This window comes from Pseudomonas sihuiensis (genome assembly GCF_900106015.1).
In the GTDB taxonomy this organism is placed as follows: domain Bacteria; phylum Pseudomonadota; class Gammaproteobacteria; order Pseudomonadales; family Pseudomonadaceae; genus Aquipseudomonas; species Aquipseudomonas sihuiensis.
Window position 1 is genome coordinate 2882331 of the sequence record NZ_LT629797.1, and the last position, 21689, is coordinate 2904019.

Here is a 21689-nt window from a genome sequence, read left to right on the forward strand (position 1 = left end):
CGATCAAAAGACCAGAAATCAGCACTCAACAGGCCAAACCTGAAGCGCTCATTTCTGAACTCTTTCTCTTCTCACCGTAACCGCGTAGAGAGTGGTGGAGCCAAGCGGGATCGAACCGCTGACCTCCTGCGTGCAAGGCAGGCGCTCTCCCAGCTGAGCTATGGCCCCGTATTCTTCTGCACCAAGCAATTGGTAGGTCTGGGCAGATTTGAACTGCCGACCTCACCCTTATCAGGGGTGCGCTCTAACCAACTGAGCTACAGACCTATAACAGGGTCGCGTTACAGCATCGTCTTCGACTATGAATCAAGCAATTCGTGTGGGAACTTATGAAGAAGCTGATGTCTTCGATTAAGGAGGTGATCCAGCCGCAGGTTCCCCTACGGCTACCTTGTTACGACTTCACCCCAGTCATGAATCACTCCGTGGTAACCGTCCCCCCGAAGGTTAGACTAGCTACTTCTGGAGCAACCCACTCCCATGGTGTGACGGGCGGTGTGTACAAGGCCCGGGAACGTATTCACCGTGACATTCTGATTCACGATTACTAGCGATTCCGACTTCACGCAGTCGAGTTGCAGACTGCGATCCGGACTACGATCGGTTTTATGGGATTAGCTCCACCTCGCGGCTTGGCAACCCTTTGTACCGACCATTGTAGCACGTGTGTAGCCCTGGCCGTAAGGGCCATGATGACTTGACGTCATCCCCACCTTCCTCCGGTTTGTCACCGGCAGTCTCCTTAGAGTGCCCACCATAACGTGCTGGTAACTAAGGACAAGGGTTGCGCTCGTTACGGGACTTAACCCAACATCTCACGACACGAGCTGACGACAGCCATGCAGCACCTGTGTCTGAGTTCCCGAAGGCACCAATCCATCTCTGGAAAGTTCTCAGCATGTCAAGGCCAGGTAAGGTTCTTCGCGTTGCTTCGAATTAAACCACATGCTCCACCGCTTGTGCGGGCCCCCGTCAATTCATTTGAGTTTTAACCTTGCGGCCGTACTCCCCAGGCGGTCAACTTAATGCGTTAGCTGCGCCACTAAGTTCTCAAGGAACCCAACGGCTAGTTGACATCGTTTACGGCGTGGACTACCAGGGTATCTAATCCTGTTTGCTCCCCACGCTTTCGCACCTCAGTGTCAGTATCAGTCCAGGTGGTCGCCTTCGCCACTGGTGTTCCTTCCTATATCTACGCATTTCACCGCTACACAGGAAATTCCACCACCCTCTACCGTACTCTAGCTCGCCAGTTTTGGATGCAGTTCCCAGGTTGAGCCCGGGGCTTTCACATCCAACTTAACGAACCACCTACGCGCGCTTTACGCCCAGTAATTCCGATTAACGCTTGCACCCTTCGTATTACCGCGGCTGCTGGCACGAAGTTAGCCGGTGCTTATTCTGTCGGTAACGTCAAAATTGCAGAGTATTAATCTACAACCCTTCCTCCCAACTTAAAGTGCTTTACAATCCGAAGACCTTCTTCACACACGCGGCATGGCTGGATCAGGCTTTCGCCCATTGTCCAATATTCCCCACTGCTGCCTCCCGTAGGAGTCTGGACCGTGTCTCAGTTCCAGTGTGACTGATCATCCTCTCAGACCAGTTACGGATCGTCGCCTTGGTGAGCCATTACCTCACCAACTAGCTAATCCGACCTAGGCTCATCTGATAGCGCAAGGCCCGAAGGTCCCCTGCTTTCTCCCGTAGGACGTATGCGGTATTAGCGCCCGTTTCCGGACGTTATCCCCCACTACCAGGCAGATTCCTAGGCATTACTCACCCGTCCGCCGCTAAATCAAGGAGCAAGCTCCTCTCATCCGCTCGACTTGCATGTGTTAGGCCTGCCGCCAGCGTTCAATCTGAGCCATGATCAAACTCTTCAGTTCAATACTGCTTGGGTTTTGAGAAAACCCTAAACTTGGCTCAGCAATCGCAAATCTCTCTATTGCTAAAGAGTTAACTCTCGAATTAACGAGTGTTGCTTTGTGATGCTGATAATCAGTTGACTACCAGTCTTACCTCACAAGCACCCACACGAATTGCTTGATTCAGTTGTTAAAGAACAGTTGGTTAAGTCTTTCGTCTCAACCGAGGCGCGCATTCTACAGCAGCCTCTCTATCTGTCAAGCTGTTTTTCGATTTTGTTTCCGGAGAAACTTCTTTCTACTCAACCACTTGCGCCTTCAATCAGAACTTCTTCTCTCCAGCGGGAGGCGCATTCTACAGCGTTCAAAACCGCTGTCAACACCTCTTTTTTACCGCTTTCGATCCATTCGACCAAAGCATCAACAGGATCAAACCACCACCCTGCCGACCGACGCGCATTCTACACACCTCGCTTCGCTTTGCAACCCCTCTTTTAAACTTAACTTATTGATTAACAAGAAGTTTTTGAAGAGCTTCATCGCTGAAGTGGCGCGCATTCTACATCCAGCAGAATATGCGTCAAGCTTATATTTCAACTTTCTTCGGATTTTCTCGCCAAAGGACGCCAGCTCGCTGCAACCCACTTGCCACTGCAGAAACACGCATCAGCAACAGCGCCCCACCGATGAGCGCATAAGCGAGCCACTCACCCAGATCCGCACGCACCACCCAGAGCATGTGCAGCAAGGCCAGTAACAGAATGACGTAGACCAGACGGTGCAGAGCCTTCCACTTACGGCCCAGCTTTCTGATGCTGAAGCGATTGGAAGTAACGGCCAGGGCAAGCAAGCCTATATAGGCCAATGCCCCCACGATGATGTAGGGACGCTCGGAAAGATCGCGGAGCACTAGGTCTAGGCGTACCCCTGCGATAAACAGCCCATAGCCGGACAGGTGCAGCGTTACGTAGGCAAAGCACCATAGACCTAACTGTCGGCGTACAGCGATCCAACCGCTCCAGCGGGTCAGCTGCTGCAGTGGCGTCATTGCCAAGGTGATCAACAGAAGGATCAGAGCACCGAGCCCCAGGTTATCCACCAGAACCTTTCCAGGGTCAGGTCCCAACGAATCGAAGACAGCGCAGTACAGCCAATACAGCGGCGGCACCAATGCAGCCAGGAATACGCTGACGCGCCAGAGCCTATAGCGCATCAGTAGTACCTCGCCAGATCCATGCCCGCGTAGAGGTCAGCGACCTCCTCGTAGCCATTGAACATCCGGGTGTCGATCACATTGGGGCTGAACAACCCGCTGGGCAAACGCCGCTCGGTTGCTTGAGACCAGCGCGGATGATCCACCTGCGGGTTGACGTTGGCATAGAAGCCGTACTCATTCGGAACAATGCGCTCCCAGGTAGTTTTAGGCGCCTCGTTGACCAGGCTTATACGTACGATGGACTTGATGCTTTTGAAGCCATATTTCCAAGGCACCACCAGACGCAAGGGAGCGCCGTTCTGGTTCGGCAGCACTCGGCCGTACATGCCGATAGCCATGAAGGCCAACGGATGCATGGCCTCGTCCAGACGCAGACCCTCGACATAAGGCCAATCGATCAGAGAGAACCCCGAGCGCTGGCCCGGCATGCGCTCACGATCGACCAGCGTTTCGAAGCGCACATAACGAGCCGATGAGGTGGGCTCGACCTGCTTAAGCAGTTCGGCCAGAGGAAAGCCCAACCAGGGAATGACCATGGACCAGGCCTCGACACAGCGAAGTCGATAGATACGCTCTTCGAACGCATGCGGCTTGACCAGATCCTCGATGGCATAGCGCCCCGGCTTGCCCACCTCGCCATCGACCATCACCGTCCAGGGCTCAGCCTGCAGCTTGCCGGCATTGGCCGCCGGATCGCCCTTACCTGTGCCGAACTCATAGAAGTTGTTGTAGTGCGTCGCGTCCTTGAACGGCGTGATGCTTTCACCTTCAGCCGTAATCGCTTGCCAGCGCGTGGCCGCCAGTTTCTCTTCGAACCAGCCTGGCGCCTTGGCGGGCTCGACATCGCTGTAGCGCCCTTGAGCTTCGGCACCGGCCCAACCAGGCATAGCCGCCATCGCAGCCAGCGCCAGCGAGCCCTGCATCAGCTTGCGACGGGAGAGGTAAACGGATTCCGGGGTGACTTCGGACTCAAGAGCCCGAGAAGAGGGACGTACTCGGATGAGCATGGCGACTCCGCGACTACAGTTCGAGAAACGAACTGTAGACCACGGAGTGCAGGAGAAATTACAGCATCAGGCAGATTTACGACGACGCAATTGCAGCAGGTACTGAATCGGACCGGAGGCTGCGTAAGCGAGGAAGATAAGCAGCAGGATACGGGGCGGATCGCTGAACACCACCGCGAACACCAGCACCACGGCCAGAATGGCCACGAAAGGTACGCGCCCTTTCAGATCCAGGTCCTTGAAGCTGTAGTACTTGATGTTACTGACCATCAGGCACCCTGCAGCAGCGACCAGCAGCGCCACGGCAAAGGACATGTTCGAGCCCTTGATACCGAAGTCGCTGAACGCCCACACCGTACCGGCAACCACACCCGCAGCAGCCGGACTGGCCAGGCCGATGAAGTAACGTTTGTCGACGCTGCCGATCTGCGTATTGAAGCGCGCCAGACGCAATGCCGCGCCAGCAACATAGATGAAGGCGACCATCCAGCCTACCTTGCCCATGCTACCCAGTGCCCATTCGAATGCCAGCAGAGCTGGCGCAACGCCGAAGGCCACCATATCGGAAAGCGAGTCGTACTCGGCGCCGAAGGCACTTTGCGTGTTGGTCAAACGCGCCACGCGGCCGTCCAGACCATCGAGCACCATGGCGACGAACACAGCGGCAGCAGCCACATAAAAGTTGCCGTTCATCGCGTTGATGATGGAGTAGAAACCGGCGAACAGGTTTGCCGTGGTGAACAGATTGGGCAGCAGATAAATACCACGGTGACGCACCTTGCGCCCTTCCGCGTCCTGCCCTTCCTCTATGTGCTCGTCGATCGGCAGCAGGCTTTCCAGATTATCGCCAGCCGGCTTTTGATCCTCGGGACCTTCACTCATGAACAGCACCTTGCAACGGGTTTGACAAATTTCGACCGGGACGACTGAACTCAGTTCGCCAATCAGCGAGCTGGCTTTATACCAGAAGCCTCGCCCCAGAATGAAAAAACGCGGCATAAAGCCGCGTTCTTTCGCACATCGCAGACCTTAGTTCTTGGCCTTGTCGACGATCTTGTTGGCAGCGATCCACGGCATCATCGAACGCAGTTGCTCACCGATGACTTCGATACCGTGAGCGGCGTTGTTACGACGCTTGGCGGTCATCGACGGGTAGCCAGTGGCGCCTTCGCTGATGAACATCTTGGCGTATTCGCCGTCCTGGATGCGCTTCAGAGCGTTGCGCATGGCCTGACGGGATTCAGCGTTGATCACTTCCGGGCCGGTGACGTACTCGCCGTACTCGGCGTTGTTGGAGATCGAGTAGTTCATGTTGGCGATGCCGCCTTCGTACATGAGGTCGACGATCAGCTTCAGTTCGTGCAGGCACTCGAAGTAGGCCATTTCCGGCGCGTAGCCAGCTTCGACCAGGGTTTCGAAACCGGCCTTGACCAGCTCGACGGTACCGCCACAGAGAACAGCCTGCTCGCCGAACAGGTCGGTTTCGGTCTCGTCCTTGAAGGTGGTTTCGATGATGCCGGTACGGCCGCCGCCAACGCCCGAAGCGTAGGACAGAGCGACGTTCTTGGCATTGCCGGAAGCGTCCTGGTAAACAGCGATCAGGTCAGGGATACCGCCGCCTTTGACGAACTCGGTGCGAACGGTGTGGCCCGGAGCCTTCGGCGCGATCATGATCACGTCGAGATCAGCACGCGGTACGACCTGGTTGTAGTGGATGGCGAAGCCGTGGGAGAAGGCCAGGGTGGCGCCCTTCTTGATGTTCGGCTCGATCTCGTTCTTGTACAGCTGGCCCTGGAATTCGTCCGGGGTCAGGATCATGACCAGATCGGCAGCGGCAACGGCGCTAGCCACGTCGGTCACTTTCAGGCCATGAGCCTCGGCCTTGGCAACGGTAGCGGAGCCTTTGCGCAGGCCGATGGTGACGTCAACGCCGGAATCTTTCAGGTTGCAGGCCTGGGCGTGGCCCTGGGAGCCGTAACCGATGATGGCGACTTTCTTGCCCTGGATGATGGAGAGGTCGCAATCTTTGTCGTAATAAACTTTCATGTTCTTGGCTCTTTTGAATCGAAAGGGATGGGGTGCGAGGCACCGCGACGAAGACACCTTAAGGGATCCGCACCATTGCGTAAAATGATATATTTGCAACACAACATGCCGATATATGAAACATAAATGGACAGCCATTCCCTCCGGCTTTTTCTCTCCCTGGCTGACAACCTGCACTTCGGTCGCACCAGCCGCGAACAGCACGTCAGCCCGTCCGCCCTTAGCCGCAGCATCAAGCAGCTCGAGGACGAACTGGGCGCCACGCTGTTCGTGCGCGACAACCGCTCGGTGCGCCTGACTCGCGAGGGCCAACAGTTTCGCGAGTATGCGAGCGAGGTCATCAATGGTTGGCAGGCGATTCGCCAGACCTTCATGCAGGACCAGTTGAATCTGCATGGCGAGCTGTCGCTGTACTGCTCGGTTACCGCAAGCTACAGCTTCCTCTATGACATCCTCAGCAGCTTTCGCCAGGACTACCCACGCATCGAAATGAAACTGCATACCGGCGATCCGGCCAAGGCCGTCGAACGGGTGCAACAGGGACTGGAGGACCTGGCCATCGGCGCCCTCCCCGACAGCCTGCCGGGCGGAGTGGAATTCCAGTCGATCACTCGCTCGGAATTGCGCTTTATCGGCCCGCAGACACCACAACTGCTGAACGACGATCAACTGCAGCACCCGACCGCCGAGAGCTGGAAAGACGTGCCGATGATTCTTTCGGAGGAAGGCCTGGCCCGGACACGCACTGATCGCTGGCTGAAAAGCCACAACATCAAACCGCGCATCTATGCCCAGGTCAGCGGCAACGAAGCGATCGTCAGCATGGTCAGTCTGGGCTTCGGTATCGGGGTGGTGCCGCAGATCGTGCTGGACAACAGCCCGCTGACCGCCCGCATCCGTATCTATGATATCCAGCCACCGCTCACCGCTTATGACATTGGCCTGTTCGCGCTGGAAAAGCGCCTCAAGGACCCGCTGATCGCGGCCTTCTGGAATCGCCAGCGCTGAATGCCAGGCAATAAAAAGCCCCGCACCAGGCGGGGCTCTTTTTACCATGACGATCAGATACTCAGTACCTTGTCGCCGCGAGCGATGCCCGTGACACCACTGCGCACGGTTTCCAGGATCGATGCAGTACCGACAGCCTGAATGAAGCTGTCCAGTTTGTCGCTGGTACCGGTCAGCTGCACGGTGTAGACGCTGCTGGTCACATCCACGATCTGGCCCCGGAAGATGTCGGTAGTACGCTTGACCTCGGCACGCTGAGCGCCAGTGGCCTTGATCTTGACCAGCATCAGCTCGCGCTCGATGTGGGCGCTTTCCGACAGGTTGACCAGCTTGACTACCTCGACCAGTTTGTTGAGGTTCTTGGTGATCTGCTCGATCACCTCATCCTGTCCAACGGTGGTGAGGGTCAGGCGCGACAGCGTCGGATCTTCGGTTGGCGCAACGGTGAGGCTTTCGATGTTGTAGTTACGCTGGGAGAACAGACCAACCACGCGCGACAGGGCGCCCGGCTCGTTTTCCAGCAGCAGGGAAATGATGTGTCGCATCTTAGGTCCGCTCCGTCTTGCTCAGCCACATGTCACGCATCGCACCGTCTCTGATCTGCATCGGATAGACGTGCTCGCTGGAATCCACCGCGATGTCGAGGAACACCAGGCGATTCTTCAAGGCAAAGGCTTCCTCCAGCTTGGGCTTGAGGTCCTTCAGCGAAGTGATGCGCATACCGACATGGCCATAAGCCTCGGCCAGTTTGACGAAGTCCGGCAGCGACTCCATGTAGGAGTGCGAATAACGGCTGTTGTACTGCATGTCCTGCCATTGGCGGACCATGCCGAGGGTACCGTTGTTCAGGTTGACGATCTTCACCGGCAGGTCGTACTGCAGGCAGGTCGACAGCTCCTGGATGTTCATCTGGATGCTGCCCTCACCGGTGACGCATGCCACATCGGCTTCCGGGAAGTTCAGCTTGATGCCCATTGCGGCCGGGAAACCGAAGCCCATGGTGCCCAGGCCACCGGAGTTGATCCAGCGGTTGGGCTTGTTGAAACGGTAATACTGCGCAGCGAACATCTGATGCTGACCGACATCGGAGGTGATGAAGGCATCGCCCTTGGTCACGTCACACAGGGTTTCGATCACGGTCTGCGGCTTGATGATCGAACCGTCGCCCTCGTTGTAAGGGAACAGACGGCCGCTACCACGCCACTCTTCGATCTGCTTCCACCAGCTGGCAACGGTGTCCTTGTTCGGGGTTTCGCCGATTTCCTTGAGGATGGCGACCATCTCGGTCAATACGCTGTCCACCGGGCCAACGATCGGGATGTCAGCCTTGATGGTCTTGGAGATCGAAGCCGGGTCGATGTCGATATGAATGATCTTGGCGTTCGGGCAGAACTTCGCCGCGCCGTTGATCACGCGGTCATCGAAGCGCGCACCGACAGCCAGGATCACGTCGGCATGGTGCATCGCCAGGTTGGCGGTGTAGCTGCCGTGCATACCGAGCATGCCGATGAACTGGCGATCGGTACCCGGATAGCCACCGAGGCCCATCAAGGTGTTGGTCACCGGCAGGTTGAGCATCTGCGCCAGCTCGGTCAGCGGCGCAGAGGCGCCGCCCATGATCACGCCACCGCCGGAGTACATGACCGGACGCTTGGCGGCCAGGAGCATCTCGGCAGCCTTGCGGATCTGGCCGGAGTGGCCACGCACCGCCGGGCTGTAGGAACGCAGCTTGACCTTCTTCGGATAGACGTACTCGAACTTCTGGGTGGGATCACCCATGTCCTTCGGAATGTCGACCACGACCGGACCGGGACGACCCGATTCGGCGAGGTAGAACGCCTTTTTCAGCACTTCGGGGATTTCCGACGGGTGCTTGATGATGAAGCTGTGCTTCACGATCGGGCGGGAAATACCGACCATGTCGGTTTCCTGGAAGGCATCGGTGCCGACCATGGCGCTCGGCACCTGGCCGGAGATCACCACCATCGGAATGGAGTCCATGTAGGCGGTGGCAATACCAGTGATGGCATTGGTCGCACCAGGGCCAGAGGTCACCAGCACCACACCGGCCTTGCCGGTGGCGCGGGCATAGCCGTCAGCCATATGGGTCGCTGCCTGTTCGTGACGGACCAGGATGTGGGTCACTTCCGGTTCTTTGAACAGGGCATCGTAAATATGCAGGAGAGCACCGCCAGGGTACCCATAGATATGCTTAACGCCTTCGTCACGCAGGAAGCGGACGACCATTTCAGCGCCGGATAAAAGCTCCACGTTGTTCACCTCTTGAACGCCAGTATGCCACCCGCCAACGGGCAGCCCTAAGTAGGTCTTACTGTCAGCGGACACGCACGACGGTGATCGTGGATTCGGAACATCAGCTTGACGAGTAACGGAGCAGCCCATGGTCTTGCGGGGCCGACCCTCCCAGCGCGAGGTAACGCGTTGCGGGTGTCACGGTTCGGCGCGGGTAGCGCCTCTTTTCCCCGAGCTGGAGGACGCTTGCGGCGGACTCCACTACGGGGGAAGGCTGGATTGTTCGGGTTCGGCGAAGGCAAGTCAAGAGATGGCTGACCTATTATTCAACCTGCTGCTGTGACGCAGCGCAGGATGAAGATTGCCGGCTTTTGGTTATGGCTGCATGCCTTACATAAACGGCCACTTACCCGCATAATTTAGGCGCTTCGCGGCTTTCAGGCTCTCAAGCCAGCACAAAAATGGCACGAAAAATTGGATTTGTAGTCATCGTTTTAGGGCTTTCTATTCCCCGAGTAGCTTGTGTTTCTTTTGTGAAGCTGCACGCCTGATTTGCAGTTTCTCCTTTCAATGCTTCCCTCTCCCCCAACAAAGGTGCAAACCCAGTCGCCTGGTTTTTGCTCCTGTCCTACGACAACTATTTTTTGCTGTTCTTGTCGTTTGCGTGTTTCTTCGTAGGGTTCTGCTGTTCCCCACTCTCGTGCATTGACTAGGTTGATAGCGCCTTTAGGCTTGTAATTCTGATCGTTGAAAACGGTCTGCCTTTCTGGTGCTTTTTCTTCAAAGGCTTGCGGCTTGTGTTTGCTAACTATCAGTGGATTATTATCGTTATTCAGCGACTCTAACGGGTTTCTTTCTTCTTGATGCGTAATTCTCGGCCTTGATAAATTCTGCTCCTTTGGCTGGTGCTGAAGCAGGCCGATATCGTCTCTAAGCCCATCGCCACTGGCGATTGTCTTGGCCCTCTCGATAAAGCCATCACCGAACAGGCTTAGCCCGCCAACGACTACGCCCGTTCCTATCGCCACGATTGCCACCATCCGCCAGGGGCTTTCTTGCTTCCTGGTCTTCAGGTACTCCGGCATATCGTCCATGTCGGCTTTCATGCTGCTGTCCTCCCTATTTCCTTGCAAACCATCGCCGGGCCACTGCTGCTGTTATCTGCTGCCCGCGCTTTGTTATCCCAAGTTTCTATCCGCTTCGTCATAGCCAGGGCTGATCTGTCCTCGTGCTGGGTCGACCTGTCCGTGAACGATGTACAGCTCGTATTCCGGGTATGCCTTTATCAGCTCTGCGAAGTCCTCAAGCCTCGCCTTGGTTCTTGTATCGGTTGCCACCGTCTGCCAGCGCTGACGTTCCTTCCCCGTCCGCTTGGCCAGCGTCGAGGGGCCGATATAACGTACAACCTCTCTTAGCCTTTCTTCCATATTCTAAATTCATCTAAAAATGAGGAATATTACCTGTGTGAGGAAATATTCATGAGGTATTATTCCTCACGAATGAGGAAATATTCCTCACACCCGTTCGTTAGACATTATGAGACTTTGTGAGGTTAGCGGCTATGGCAAGCGAAGCACGTAAGGAAGCGAGGGCAGCCCGATGAGCACTGGTAATGCCTACCTTGTGATTCCTCCGTTCTGTACTCGCGAAGAGTTCGCCCGTTTGACTGGCCTGATCGAAAAGGGTCCGGAAGTGGTACGTGGCATGTGCAACCAAAGCACCTTGCCCACTGTTCAGGTTGGCCGCCATCAGCTGGTCAACGTCCATCAACTGCTTCAAGACCTGGCTTCGGGAAAAACCGAGTTCCTGTCCGGTGATTACAGCTGAGGGCTGATTTCATGAACGATCAACTGAAAACCTTCCTGTCCGGTCTCCTTACCTTGCTGACCGACCTTCGCAAATTCGGTCATGACGGTGGGCATCGTGTGTCTTGTGCCGACGGCCAGATAACAGCCGCTGAGCGTCTTGGTGTTTTTACCTTCGTCCAGGCTAATCGCTTCCGTGATCTTCTGATCAATGCTGGCAAGTATGCGTCTGACCCTTTCCCCTGTGACGAAAATTCCGGGCCTTGCATGCCTTTCGTCGTTTGGTGGGATCGCCATAAAGCCGCGCTCGAAGTCAAAGCCCGCCTAGCAAAGCTTCAAGCGCTGGAGGCCGCCAATGAAAAGCCTGAACCAGTACCTGCGCCAACCTCACGCCGAGAACTGCGACTGCTCTGTCTGCTGGCTAAACCGCAACTGGATACCGCCCAAGGCGCCTACTTACCCATACACACAATGCACCGACTGCCGCCCCGCGCAATGGTCAAAGGTCAATGGTCGGAACCACGTTACGCAGGCCTATACCTGCGCGAAACACAAGCCCGGCAACCGTCCGAAAGCGTACTGGCACGTTGTGAGCGACACCGGCAAACCCACACCCTTCGTGCCCCTGCGCGAACCGTTCGAGCTGGTGGGGTGAGCGCATGATCACTTTCGAATCGCTGCTCTTTATCGGTTGGTTGCTCACGCTCTGCTCTCTCTTCCTGCTTGATGTCTATCGCATCTTCGGTACTGGCCAGAAGCCTTTAGAGCAATCGCCTCCGGCGTCCGTGACTGGCTACCCCGGCCTCCCTGACCGAACAGCGCAATCACCGCCAGTCGCGGGCGATGGTGGCGAAACGGGATGACAAGGGCGGGGCCCTTGGTGTTAACGAACTAACAGGCTGCTCAAGCGGCAACTGAAACCCCGGCAAGTCGAGAACCACCCTCGGGAAAAACGAAAGTTTGCCCGTGCGGGATCGCTCGGCCTGCTGAAAGGCAAAACCGCGCAATAACGCGCAACTAAGCGAGGAAACACAAATGGCACGTTCGACTATGGAAGTTGCATTTCTCGGCACTCAGATGACCCAGGTGGATGACACCAAATACGCCAAGGTCTTCTACGGCGACGAACCGGACGGCAAGACCGAGCACGGCCTGTCCATCATCGGCATGGCTATCGCTGAAGACGCCGCCGACGAAGTATTCGCAGCCGGCGCCCAGTTCGCCCCGCTGGAGCTGGTGCGCATCACCTTCGACGTGGCACGCGGCGGCCAGAACAAGGGCAAGAATCTGGCTCTGCACATCGAAGCCGTGAACCCGAAAGGCCAGGCCGCCAAGCCTGCTGCCCAACCCGGCCAGCAACAGCCCAAGCCGGCTGAAGCTCCCAAGGCCTAACCCTGCCCACCGCCATGCTGATTCACGGCCGCGTCCTCTGTGACCTGTGCTTGGCCAACATGGGCCAAGTCTACGGCCAGCCCGCTGACTCCAGCGGCTGGGCGGCTGACTTCGGCATGGCTCCCGACTACGCCGTCTGCCCTGACTGCAAAGCCCTGGCTGAGCAAGAAGAAGACGGCGCAGCGCTCACGGACACAACGCAATAGGTGCCGGTATGGGATCGCTCGAAAGCTACCTCGCCAACGTCACCCTGGGTGATCTGTGGGCCCTGCAATTCCTTCAAGGGCTGGTCTATCTGGCCGCCCTTGGCCTCATTCACGGGCACCAGAGGTAACGGGCAATGGCATTCACCTGGGGGCAATACCTCGTTATCGCTGGGCTCTTCATCGGCTCTCTCGGGATCGGCGTCGCCTGGGGTGCTTTCCGGCTTGGCTGGAAAGAAGTGATTGACGCATCAACCAACTGAGGAAACTCACCATGAAACAAACCCAACTCGCTGTGGCCATCGGCCACGCCCACTCCAGCGAAGACACCCGTGTCGGTAAAGCACGGGGCGCCAAGCTGGGCGCAATGTTCACCGTCGCCGCTGCTGGCATGACTGCCGGTGCTGCTAATGCGGCCATCACCGTTCCACCGGAAATCCTCGAAGTCTTCGTCGATCTGGCCACTGCCTTCGGCACCCTGATGGCTGCCGGTGCCGTGCTGTTCGGCGTCATCCGTGGTGGCGTTGCCCTGTTCAAGCTGGCAGGTCGCCTGTTCAGCGCTGCGGGCGCCTAAACCGATGGCGGCCAAGATTCGCGGCCTTGGTCGCCTGCTGGTTGCCCTCACCCTTATGGGGTGGGGGCATTTGGCGCTTGCTGAGGATTATTATTGGACCGCTGGCAATTCTGCTTCACAGCCAATTTTTGGTTCTGCTGTTTCTGCTTGCTCGCATCTTTGGAACGGTCCAGTAGGTAATTATTATAGTAATCAAGGCTATTCTCCTACTGGCTTATCGTTTCCGACACCATCTTCTGCAACATGTTTAATGTCTTCTGGCGCTAATTACGGCACAGTTAATCGCTATGGTCATTCATGCCCGTCCAATACCACCTACAACAGTCAAACCGGTGGTTGTGACGCCCCTAAAGACTGCGCCTCCACCTCCGGCCAGCAGATCACCGCCGCTCAAGAATGCACCTACAATGCAAGCCTCAAAACTTACATTTGCCCTGACCAGATTCAGCAAGATGGCTGCCTGTATACCGGCGGCCCTAATCGCAAGTGCGTTGCCGACCTAACTGGCGGCAAAGCCATCTGCACTGGCGACTTCTACGGCTCCGGCCAACCTGCAGGCGAAGGCCCTGATTCCTGTACTGAAGAATCCTGCACCCCTCCTCGTGATCCCAACGTTCCGCCAGCTGAAGAACAGTGCGTCACCAATGGCGACCTGACCATCTGCCACAAGCCGCAGGAAGAAGGCTGTGGCACGGTTAATGGTAAAGAAGGCTGCTTTCAGGAAAAGCCCGGTTGCGGCTACTTCAACGGCACCTACCAGTGTGTGGACACCGACAAGCCCAAAAACAACTGCGGTTACTTCAACGGCAAACGTGTCTGCATGGACCCGAATGACCCCACCAAGGTCATTCCCGAAACTTCGCCTGATCATCCCAACAACGGCGGCAACGCCGATGGCAACGAAAACAACGACCCCAAAGCACCGGGCGACACCAGCGAAAGCCCTCAAGGCTCCGACGAAGGGGCCACCAATGAAGCCATTGGCAAGCTGGGCGAAGAGCTCGGCGACAAGATCGGCGAAGGCAACGACCTGCTCGGCGATATCAAAGGAATCCTTGAAGGCATTGCTGAAGGTATCGAAGGCCTGACTGAAGGCTTGCTTGGCGACGAATACGACGGCTCAGGCGATGTTGACGGCGATGGCACAGAGGGCGCTGGCTCCGACCTGGGTAATGAACTGGCCGGCATGTTTGGTGACCAGATGGGCGATGCCCAAGAAGAACAGCTAGTTGCCGATGAACTCAGCCTTGATGAAATCGCTGACCGTGTAGGCGGTGATCAGTGGTTCGGTGATAACTCCCAGGTAGCCTCCCTGCTCGACTTCGCTAAAGACCTGCTTCCTTCTCACACTGGCTGCGCCGATGTGGCATATGTCTTCAATCTCGGCAGCTACAACAGCCGTATCATCCTGCCTGTCTGCGACCTCTCCCGTCTCAAGACCCTGCTTGAGTGGATCATCTACGTTGTCACAGCCATCGGCCTTTGGAAAATCGCTTATTCCACCCTCCGCATGGAAGACGCCAAAGCGTCTAAGGGTGGCTTCTGATGAACTGGATTATCGGCTTCATCAAGAAGTTCTTCCCCAACCTGTTCGGCGGTCTGTCCAAATTCATCCTGGGCTTTCTCGGGCCACTGATCGGCCCCTTCATCCAGTTCTTCACCAGCTTCCTGCGCAAAGTCGGCCTGTTCTTTTTGGTGCTCGCCGCTATTGCGGCCGCCATCTTTGCCTTCGCCACCATCATGGAAGCGCTGATTAGTGAAGTCGTCAGAGCGACCGCACCCGAGTGGATCGACATTGGCCGCATGTTCCTGCCGTCGAACATCAGCTATTGCCTTGGGCTGCTTATCGTCGCCCGCCTGAAATCGCTGGTGTTCATGTGGGTCACCCGCCTTTCTGAAAAATTCCTGCACACCTGAGTCCCTGCCATGGCCGTCTATATCGTCACTGGCAAGCTCGGTTCCGGCAAAACCCTACTGCTGGTCATGCGCATTCTCGACTACCTGAAAAAGCGTCGCCGGGTCGCCGTGAACATCGATGTGAAAATGGACAAGCTGTGCAAGCGCGATAACAAATACTCGCGCCTTGTCCGCCTGCCAGACCTCCCCAGCGCCGATGACCTGATCGGCCTGGGCATGGGCTGCGAAACCTACGACGAAGAACAGTTCGGCGGGATCTTCCTCGACGAAGCCGGCGTATGGCTCAACTCCCGCGACTGGAACCAAGGCGGCCGCTCCGACCTGCTCAAGTTCTTCCTGTTCCTGCGCAAGCGCCGTTGGGACCTCTGGCTGTGCGTCCAAAACGTCAACGTCATCGACAAGCAAGTCCGCGAATCCATCGCTGAACATGTCGTCTATATCAACCGCTGGGACCGCATCAAACTGCCGTTCCCCGTTGGTCCGCTGCTGCGTATCGCCACCCTCGGTTTCTTCAAAGGCCGCCTGCCGAAAATGCATCAGGCCATCGTCAAGTACGGCGCCAAATTCAACTCGCCCAAGGTCGATGACTGGTTCTACCGCGGCGAAGAGTTCTACGACTACTACGACACCACCCAGGAATACGACAAGGGCTACGACAAAGGCGCGTACTCCATGCTGCCGCCTGGGTACTGGCGTCTTCCGCTCCCACCAGCCCAGCGCAACGCGGGGTTCTTTATGCGTACTACCAAAATCTTCTTCCGTCGTACTCGCGTCCTGAACGCCTTTGCCTTGGGCGCCTTCTTCGCCCTGGTCATCAGCGTTCCGGTGTTTGGCGCCATCGCCTACAGCCGCTTGCCTGCACAGCAGACCCAACAGCAGATCGCTCCCGTAACCGCTACTCAGCCTGAAAGCACCCTGGCGGATGACTTCCGCGATTACCGCATCGCCACTTACGGCCTGTTGGCCGGCCAGACCTTCTACGTGTTCACCAGCCCCAGCGGCGACCGCATCAGCTCGGACGACCTTATGGCTCGCGATGTGGTGGTGAAAGACCGAGGTCCCCGCGAAGCCCTGCTGGTTCGCGGTGACGAATACATTTCCCTCTACAGGTGATCCGCCATGATTGATCGTTCGGATAAGTCCTTTGCCTTGTTCTTCCTGCTGCCGTTGCTGCTCTTCCTGGTACTCACGGCACCGGCCAAATCAGCCGAACGCATCGAGCTGTATGACGCCACCCTGCAAGACTTCGTTGAGTGGTCGTCGCAGATGCTCAACAAGTCCGTAGTGGTTGGCTCGGATATCCGCAATGCACCTATCAGCATCTTTGCCACCTATGACGGCAACGTAGAGCTTGAAGCGCTGATCGCCAACGCCGTCGCATCCGCTGGCTTTCACCTCACCGCACGCGGCAATACGTTACTGATCAGCGCGCAGCCCATACCCGAACCACTGGATCTCAAAACCCGCGTCTTCCAGCTCCAGCACCTGCAAGCCGACTTCGCCTATCAATCCATCCTCGACGTGCTACGGGCTCAAACTGAACGCAACGAAAGCGGTATGCCGTCTCTGATGGCTACACCCTCACCGACTTCAAACGCCGTCATCGTCACGGCCACACAACAGCAGCTCGATACCGTCGCAAGCCTGCTCGGGGAAATCGACAAGCCACGTCGACAAGTCGTGATCACCGCCGTGGTGGCTGAGCTGGCCGACAACGACTTCGAAGCCCTCGGCCTCAACCTCACCGCCCAGCGTGATCGAACCGAGCTGGGCGGGATCAGCCTGCGCAGCTCCGACAAATCCGACCTGGGATTCAGCCTCACCTTCAACGGGCCAACACTCTCGGCCTTCCTGCAAGCGGTAAAAGTCACCGGCAACAACCGCATCCTCTCAACGCCCCAGTTGCTCACCCTCAACCGGGAACCCGCCTCCATCGTCGTCGGCCAGAATGTCCCGTTCATCACCGGGCAAACCACCAGTGGATCTACGCCGGCCTCTGATCCCTTTCAGACCATCGTCCGCCAGGATGTAGGCGTATCGCTCGATGTAACGCCCTTCATCACGCCATCAGGGGCCATCGAACTCAGCGTCAACCAATCCGCCTCGACCGTCTCTGATGATCGTAGTGCTGCCGACATCATCACCAACACCCGGCGCATCACCACCAAGGTCCAGCTGCCCGATGGCGGGGGCGTTCTCCTGGGCGGTCTTCGATCAGAGCAAACGGACGAATCCATTTCCCGCGTGCCCTTCCTCTCCGATATTCCGCTGATTGGTCCCGTCTTCCGCTCGACCTCTGTCCGCACCCGTGGAACCAACCTCGTTGTGCTGCTCACCGCAGCCATACACACCGAAGAAAGAGGGGTAGCTGTCCCTGATGCAGTAAGTCCGCTTGTTCCGCAGGCGGTCGAGCAGGCGCGCGGGCACTTCGGCGCAGCCGGTGGGACCGCGCGCCTAGCCGACCGCTAGGCGCGCTGACGTCCCTGTAGCACGTCAGATAAACCGATTTCGAAAGACCGTGAAGTCTCACAAAAGTCTAAAAGTTGAAGGTTGGAACCAATGAGCAAAATCAAGGATTTTCCCCGAGTAGAAGAGTTCATCCGCTACTTCGTAGACCCTTCCTCCGGCCAGATTCATGACCTCTCGAAAATCCGCCTGCTTAGCTGTGGCGTCGATACCGTCCGCCAGCTCTATCGTGGTTTGATCCGCCCCGAAATCATGTGCCTGTTCGACAAGCCAGGGACCATCGTTGACTTCGCGGGCCAGCGCTGGCACTCGGGGCGGGTCAGCAAGGACTCTGGCTATCAGTACAAGCTCCAGAATGCCGACCTCGGTTTCGTCCTGCTGATCAAGAACTTCAACGCCAAGCTGGAGAACATCGGCCCCCACCTGAAAATCGAGGTGTCTCCGCACGCCATCGACACCTTCTCGCCTGAGCGCCTGCAAGAGCGCCTGGACTACTACGCCGGCCACGTGCTGACCAACGTCGAGCGCAACCAATGCGCCGTCCACCTCGCGCTAGACCTTCAGGGCTGGCAACCGCCTGCTGATCTCGTCGCTCGTATGCACTGCCGCGCACGCGCCTCCCGTGATATCTCCGGTATCAAGGAAATCCAGTGGACCCTGGAGTCTGCCACCTACGGCAAAGGCCAGTCTTACCTGTTCGGCTCGGCTGGTGGCGTCCAGCTGGGTATCTATAACAAGACCGAACAGGCCAGGGCTATCGACAAGCTCGACTACTGGGAAAACGTCTGGAGACGCCGCGACAGCTTCGATGAAGCCGACCCGGACAACTATAACCCGGAACAAGACGTGTGGCGCGTAGAGCTGCGCTACCACCACTCAGTGATCCAGCAATTCGCCTCGGGCTCGTTTGACCTGCACAGCGGCGAAACCATCGAAACCAACAGCTACGCCGCCTTTGCTCCGCATCTAGACGGCCTCTGGCGCTATGGCCTGCGCCAGTTCAAGCTGCTGGCACGCCCTGGCTATTTCGAGCCAATTTGGACGCTGATCCGTGACGATGTGCGCGTGGATCTGCCGGTGGATTCCCTGGTGGATGACACCGAGTACAAGCGCCAATACAAGACCTCGCGGGGCTTCTCCGGCAAGAACGTCGAGTTATTCCTGGGAAACTTCGTCAGCCTGCTGGCACGGGAGCGAGTGGGCGCTAGAAGGGCTTTCCACACCCTCAAGGGCTGGGATTGCTGGCCAGTGATTCGCGATCACTATGCCGCCAAGGGTATGGATGAGGACGGGCTGTATAAGCATATCAAGGGCATTTTGGAGGAACGCCACATCAGGTGGGGGCGCGCTGTATGACCGTCAAACGTCAGCCCGATGGCAAGTGGTCTGTAGACTTCTATGTCGATGGCCGTGGCAGTCAGCGTGTGCGCCGTGGCGGCTTCGCCAGTAAAGCTCATGCACAGCGTTTTGAGCGTGATTATGTGGCCTCCCCTCGCCTCTCTGTGGAACGTCTGAGCGATCTTTTCGATCTCTGGTATCAGATTCACGGGGTAACGCTTAAACGTGGTGCTGCTCGCTATGCCACTCTTCAGCGCGTAGCTGAGCGCCTGGGTAACCCTCGTGCTTGCGACTTCACGTCAGCCAGTTGGTCAACCTACCGCACCAATCGTCTCAAGGTCTCTGCGAAGTCCACTATCAACCTCGAGCATATATACGTCTCGTCGGTTTTCTCTGAGCTGATCCGCCAAGGTCATTATCAGGGTACTAATCCGCTTTCCGGCATGCGCCTTTTCCGTATTGATCAGAAAGCCCTGGCATTCCTCACCCTGGATCAGATTCAGCGTTTACTGACTGAATTGGCCACCTCTACCAATCCGTATGTGCTGATCATTGCCAAAATCTGCTTGGCTACTGGCGCCCGTTGGTCTGAGGCTGAGGGGCTTCGGCGCTCTCAACTGTTGGGTGATCGTATTGTGTTTACTGCTACCAAGAGTGGACGTAACAGAACGGTGCCTGTCGATCCGGCGTTGATTCAGGAAGCACTTTCTGTGGGGCTGCCTACTGATCGCTTGTTTTCCTCTTCACGTGGCTCTTTCGCACTTTGCTATGCCCGTTGTGAGTTCAATACGCCAGGCCAACTGACGCATATCCTTCGCCACACTTTTGCATCTCACTTCGTCATGTCTGGTGGTGATCTGCGTACTCTGAGAGACATACTTGGCCATGCTGATATTTCGACCACAATGATTTATGCCCACTTGGCGCCTGAGCATCTGCACAAGGCCGTTTCCTTGAATCCTCTGGCGCTTTCATCGTCTTGTAGTCAGGCGGTAGGCAGCCCGTAGGCAATCGGCCAATGCAAAAGCTCTGTGTGCCCCGTGTTTACTGGCTCTCGCTTTTCGATTGCGATTATTGGTTATAGTAACCATCAGCACCGCCGCTCTCGATAAAGGAAACAGCATGCGCCACATGATTCTTACTGGCACCCTGATGCTCGCTTTGAGCACATCCGCCATGGCCAGCCAGGTTTACAAGTGGGTAGATGAAAAAGGCGTGACCCACTTCGGCGCGCAACCTCCGCAGGGCCAAGAAGCCACGACCATCAATACTGCCGCCCCGCCTCCACGACCTGCGCCAAGTGAGCCGGCGCCCAGTTTCGATGAGCAACTCGACCCTGAGCAGGCGGCCATCGACAAGAAGGTCAAGGAAGATGTGGCGAAGCAGGAAGCCGAGCGCAAGCAATACTGCGAGACAGCACGCACTAACTTGGCTCAGTTGGAAAACAACCCACGCGTCAGGATTGAAGACGGTGGCGAGCTGCGCCGTATTGGCGAGGATGAACGTCAGGAGCGCATCGCGGAACTGAAGAAGTCCATCACAGAAAGCTGCAAATAATGAACTACGCGCACGCCCTCAAGGCGTGCGCGTAAGCAGGCGGTCGAACTCGCCAAGCAGTTCGAGCAGCCGACGCGCAACGCGCGGCTGCTGCTGATAGACCATCTCCGCCATCGCCTGAATACCCGATACCGAGGGCAATGCTGCACCGGTTTCCAGCAGAACCTTCATACGCGGCAGAAAAATCCACTGCAGCCATTGCTCGAACGCCAGCGTATCTACACAGAACGGCTCCGGGCTGGCCAGGGCCTCGGCACTCGGCGCCTCCTCCTGCCACCAACCCTGCACACGTAACTCACGCTCGATCAGCAGCAGGTGTTCGGCCAGTGCGCTTGCACGAGCATCCATCAGAGATTGACTCGTGCGCGTTCACGGGCCTGGGCAGCACCAGCGGGATCACCCTGGCGCTCGCGGGCGCGGGCAATCAGATCCCACAGGCTGGCCTGCAGCGCCGGACGACCACTGGCTTGAGTCAGACCACGACGGGCCAGTTGCTCGGCCTGCGCTGCATCGCCCTGAGCCATACGTACCTCGGCAAGACGGTAGAGCACCTGCGGCTCACGCGGGGCGATGCGCTGGGCACGTTCCAGACTGGAGGCGGCGCCATTCAGATCGCCACCGCCCTGCTGCTGTTGAGCAGTGGTCAACAGCGCGAGAACCGGGCCATCCAGTTGCTCGTCAGCAGCCAGGCCGCCACCGCTGGGAATGCCGCTGGGCATGCTCGGTGCCGAGGAGCCGAAGCTGCCTTGGCTCGGCGCAGACGGCTGGCTGCTCACGGGCGGCTCGAAGGTCAGGCCGCCACTGGAGGTAATCGGCTGCGTATCGGTCTGCAATGGCGTCGAGACGGCACCCTGCGGCACCATCACAACAACACCGGAGTCCTCCTCAATACGCTGCGGCGCAGCTGCGGGGGTTGGGCTGGTCGACGGACCAGAACCACCCGACGATAGTGGAGAGCCGGCATCGATCACCGGAATCGAACCCTGCGGTACCGTGCTGCAACCACTCAACACCGCTGTTGCCAGCATAGTGGCAAGCC

24 protein-coding genes, 2 tRNA genes and 1 rRNA gene are annotated in these 21689 nt (G+C 57.4%); 14 read left to right on the top strand and 13 right to left on the bottom strand.

What is annotated here, in order from left to right; translation table 11 throughout:
- Nucleotides 1-92: 92 nt before the first annotated feature.
- From BLT86_RS13565 to ilvC, 7 genes are all read right to left on the bottom strand, one after another.
- Nucleotides 93-168: transfer RNA gene (locus tag BLT86_RS13565), tRNA-Ala, on the bottom strand.
- Nucleotides 169-190: 22 nt separating this feature from the next.
- Nucleotides 191-267 (bottom strand) — tRNA-Ile (locus BLT86_RS13570).
- An 85-nt stretch (nucleotides 268-352) separates the two neighbouring features.
- A 16S ribosomal RNA gene (locus BLT86_RS13575) occupies nucleotides 353-1889 on the bottom strand.
- A gap of 565 nt (nucleotides 1890-2454) precedes the next feature.
- On the bottom strand, nucleotides 2455-3081 hold the full coding sequence (gene msrQ, locus BLT86_RS13585) for a protein-methionine-sulfoxide reductase heme-binding subunit MsrQ (protein WP_092377371.1): 627 nt from the start codon (nucleotides 3079-3081) through the stop codon (nucleotides 2455-2457).
- The gene (gene msrP / locus BLT86_RS13590) at nucleotides 3081-4091 is read right to left on the bottom strand and encodes a protein-methionine-sulfoxide reductase catalytic subunit MsrP (RefSeq protein WP_092377374.1); all 1011 of its coding nucleotides are present in this window, start codon (nucleotides 4089-4091) and stop codon (nucleotides 3081-3083) included. Before msrP ends, msrQ begins: the two co-directional genes overlap by 1 nt.
- Before the next feature lie 66 nt (nucleotides 4092-4157).
- Nucleotides 4158-4973, bottom strand: a complete 816-nt coding sequence (gene pssA, locus BLT86_RS13595; protein ID WP_026088416.1) for a CDP-diacylglycerol--serine O-phosphatidyltransferase — start codon at nucleotides 4971-4973, stop codon at nucleotides 4158-4160.
- Between the two features lie 147 nt (nucleotides 4974-5120).
- The gene (gene ilvC, locus BLT86_RS13600; protein ID WP_017675289.1) at nucleotides 5121-6137 is read right to left on the bottom strand and encodes a ketol-acid reductoisomerase; all 1017 of its coding nucleotides are present in this window, start codon (nucleotides 6135-6137) and stop codon (nucleotides 5121-5123) included.
- 126 nt (nucleotides 6138-6263) lie between these two features.
- On the opposite strand from ilvC, the gene ilvY reads away from it, so the two are divergent.
- A complete protein-coding gene (gene ilvY / locus BLT86_RS13605) occupies nucleotides 6264-7145 on the top strand; it encodes an HTH-type transcriptional activator IlvY (protein ID WP_017675290.1) in 882 nt (293 codons plus the stop codon).
- 53 nt (nucleotides 7146-7198) lie between these two features.
- On the opposite strand, the gene ilvN is transcribed toward ilvY, so the two are convergent.
- The 3 genes from ilvN to BLT86_RS13620 all read right to left on the bottom strand — a co-directional run bounded on the left by ilvN (nucleotide 7199) and on the right by BLT86_RS13620 (nucleotide 10504).
- Nucleotides 7199-7690 (bottom strand): acetolactate synthase small subunit, encoded by a 492-nt coding sequence (gene ilvN / locus BLT86_RS13610; RefSeq protein WP_003462832.1) that lies wholly within the window; start codon nucleotides 7688-7690, stop codon nucleotides 7199-7201.
- 1 nt (nucleotide 7691) lies between these two features.
- Nucleotides 7692-9416: an acetolactate synthase 3 large subunit gene (locus BLT86_RS13615; RefSeq protein ID WP_026088417.1), complete on the bottom strand. Its 1725-nt coding sequence runs from the start codon at nucleotides 9414-9416 to the stop codon at nucleotides 7692-7694.
- Between the two features lie 476 nt (nucleotides 9417-9892).
- Nucleotides 9893-10504: a hypothetical protein gene (locus tag BLT86_RS13620; RefSeq protein ID WP_092377377.1), complete on the bottom strand. Its 612-nt coding sequence runs from the start codon at nucleotides 10502-10504 to the stop codon at nucleotides 9893-9895.
- Between the two features lie 493 nt (nucleotides 10505-10997).
- Between BLT86_RS13620 and BLT86_RS13630 the strand changes: the two genes are divergently transcribed.
- Nucleotides 10998-11225, top strand: coding sequence for a hypothetical protein (locus BLT86_RS13630; protein WP_092377382.1), 228 nt, complete (start codon nucleotides 10998-11000; stop codon nucleotides 11223-11225).
- Here the strand turns inward: BLT86_RS13630 and BLT86_RS25800 are convergent.
- Nucleotides 11216-11500 (bottom strand): hypothetical protein, encoded by a 285-nt coding sequence (locus BLT86_RS25800; RefSeq protein WP_157719681.1) that lies wholly within the window; start codon nucleotides 11498-11500, stop codon nucleotides 11216-11218. The genes BLT86_RS13630 and BLT86_RS25800 overlap by 10 nt on opposite strands.
- A 58-nt stretch (nucleotides 11501-11558) precedes the next feature.
- Here BLT86_RS25800 and pflM point away from each other — a divergent pair, with 58 nt between their 5' ends.
- The 12 genes from pflM (at nucleotide 11559) to BLT86_RS13685 (ending at nucleotide 20650) form a co-directional block, all read left to right on the top strand.
- Nucleotides 11559-11858 carry a lysogeny maintenance protein PflM gene (gene pflM / locus BLT86_RS13635; RefSeq protein ID WP_157719682.1) on the top strand — a complete coding sequence of 100 codons (300 nt, stop codon included), beginning with the start codon at nucleotides 11559-11561 and terminating at the stop codon, nucleotides 11856-11858.
- A gap of 4 nt (nucleotides 11859-11862) precedes the next feature.
- On the top strand, nucleotides 11863-12066 hold the full coding sequence (locus BLT86_RS25805; RefSeq protein WP_157719683.1) for a hypothetical protein: 204 nt from the start codon (nucleotides 11863-11865) through the stop codon (nucleotides 12064-12066).
- A gap of 172 nt (nucleotides 12067-12238) precedes the next feature.
- The gene (locus BLT86_RS13640; RefSeq protein ID WP_092377385.1) at nucleotides 12239-12595 is read left to right on the top strand and encodes a hypothetical protein; all 357 of its coding nucleotides are present in this window, start codon (nucleotides 12239-12241) and stop codon (nucleotides 12593-12595) included.
- A 340-nt stretch (nucleotides 12596-12935) separates the two neighbouring features.
- Nucleotides 12936-13061 (top strand): hypothetical protein, encoded by a 126-nt coding sequence (locus BLT86_RS26235; protein ID WP_269458102.1) that lies wholly within the window; start codon nucleotides 12936-12938, stop codon nucleotides 13059-13061.
- Between the two features lie 11 nt (nucleotides 13062-13072).
- The gene (locus BLT86_RS13650; RefSeq protein ID WP_092377391.1) at nucleotides 13073-13372 is read left to right on the top strand and encodes a hypothetical protein; all 300 of its coding nucleotides are present in this window, start codon (nucleotides 13073-13075) and stop codon (nucleotides 13370-13372) included.
- 4 nt (nucleotides 13373-13376) lie between these two features.
- Nucleotides 13377-14918 carry a hypothetical protein gene (locus BLT86_RS13655; RefSeq protein WP_157719684.1) on the top strand — a complete coding sequence of 514 codons (1542 nt, stop codon included), beginning with the start codon at nucleotides 13377-13379 and terminating at the stop codon, nucleotides 14916-14918.
- Nucleotides 14918-15289, top strand: a complete 372-nt coding sequence (locus tag BLT86_RS13660) for a DUF5455 family protein (RefSeq protein WP_092377398.1) — start codon at nucleotides 14918-14920, stop codon at nucleotides 15287-15289. The genes BLT86_RS13655 and BLT86_RS13660 overlap by 1 nt, the downstream gene beginning before the upstream one ends.
- A gap of 9 nt (nucleotides 15290-15298) precedes the next feature.
- Nucleotides 15299-16402, top strand: coding sequence for a zonular occludens toxin domain-containing protein (locus tag BLT86_RS13665; RefSeq protein WP_092377402.1), 1104 nt, complete (start codon nucleotides 15299-15301; stop codon nucleotides 16400-16402).
- A 6-nt stretch (nucleotides 16403-16408) separates the two neighbouring features.
- Nucleotides 16409-17758, top strand: coding sequence for a secretin N-terminal domain-containing protein (locus BLT86_RS13670; RefSeq protein WP_231976543.1), 1350 nt, complete (start codon nucleotides 16409-16411; stop codon nucleotides 17756-17758).
- 90 nt (nucleotides 17759-17848) lie between these two features.
- A complete protein-coding gene (locus BLT86_RS13675) occupies nucleotides 17849-19111 on the top strand; it encodes a hypothetical protein (RefSeq protein ID WP_092377405.1) in 1263 nt (420 codons plus the stop codon).
- The gene (locus BLT86_RS13680) at nucleotides 19108-20100 is read left to right on the top strand and encodes a phage integrase (protein ID WP_092377408.1); all 993 of its coding nucleotides are present in this window, start codon (nucleotides 19108-19110) and stop codon (nucleotides 20098-20100) included. Before BLT86_RS13675 ends, BLT86_RS13680 begins: the two co-directional genes overlap by 4 nt.
- A 115-nt stretch (nucleotides 20101-20215) precedes the next feature.
- Nucleotides 20216-20650, top strand: a complete 435-nt coding sequence (locus BLT86_RS13685) for a DUF4124 domain-containing protein (protein ID WP_017675292.1) — start codon at nucleotides 20216-20218, stop codon at nucleotides 20648-20650.
- Nucleotides 20651-20668: 18 nt separating this feature from the next.
- Here the strand turns inward: BLT86_RS13685 and BLT86_RS13690 are convergent, their stop codons facing one another.
- On the bottom strand, nucleotides 20669-20998 hold the full coding sequence (locus BLT86_RS13690) for a YqcC family protein (protein ID WP_017675293.1): 330 nt from the start codon (nucleotides 20996-20998) through the stop codon (nucleotides 20669-20671).
- Nucleotides 20998-21678 (bottom strand): tetratricopeptide repeat protein, encoded by a 681-nt coding sequence (locus BLT86_RS13695; RefSeq protein ID WP_033377261.1) that lies wholly within the window; start codon nucleotides 21676-21678, stop codon nucleotides 20998-21000. Before BLT86_RS13695 ends, BLT86_RS13690 begins: the two co-directional genes overlap by 1 nt.
- Nucleotides 21679-21689 lie beyond the last annotated feature (11 nt).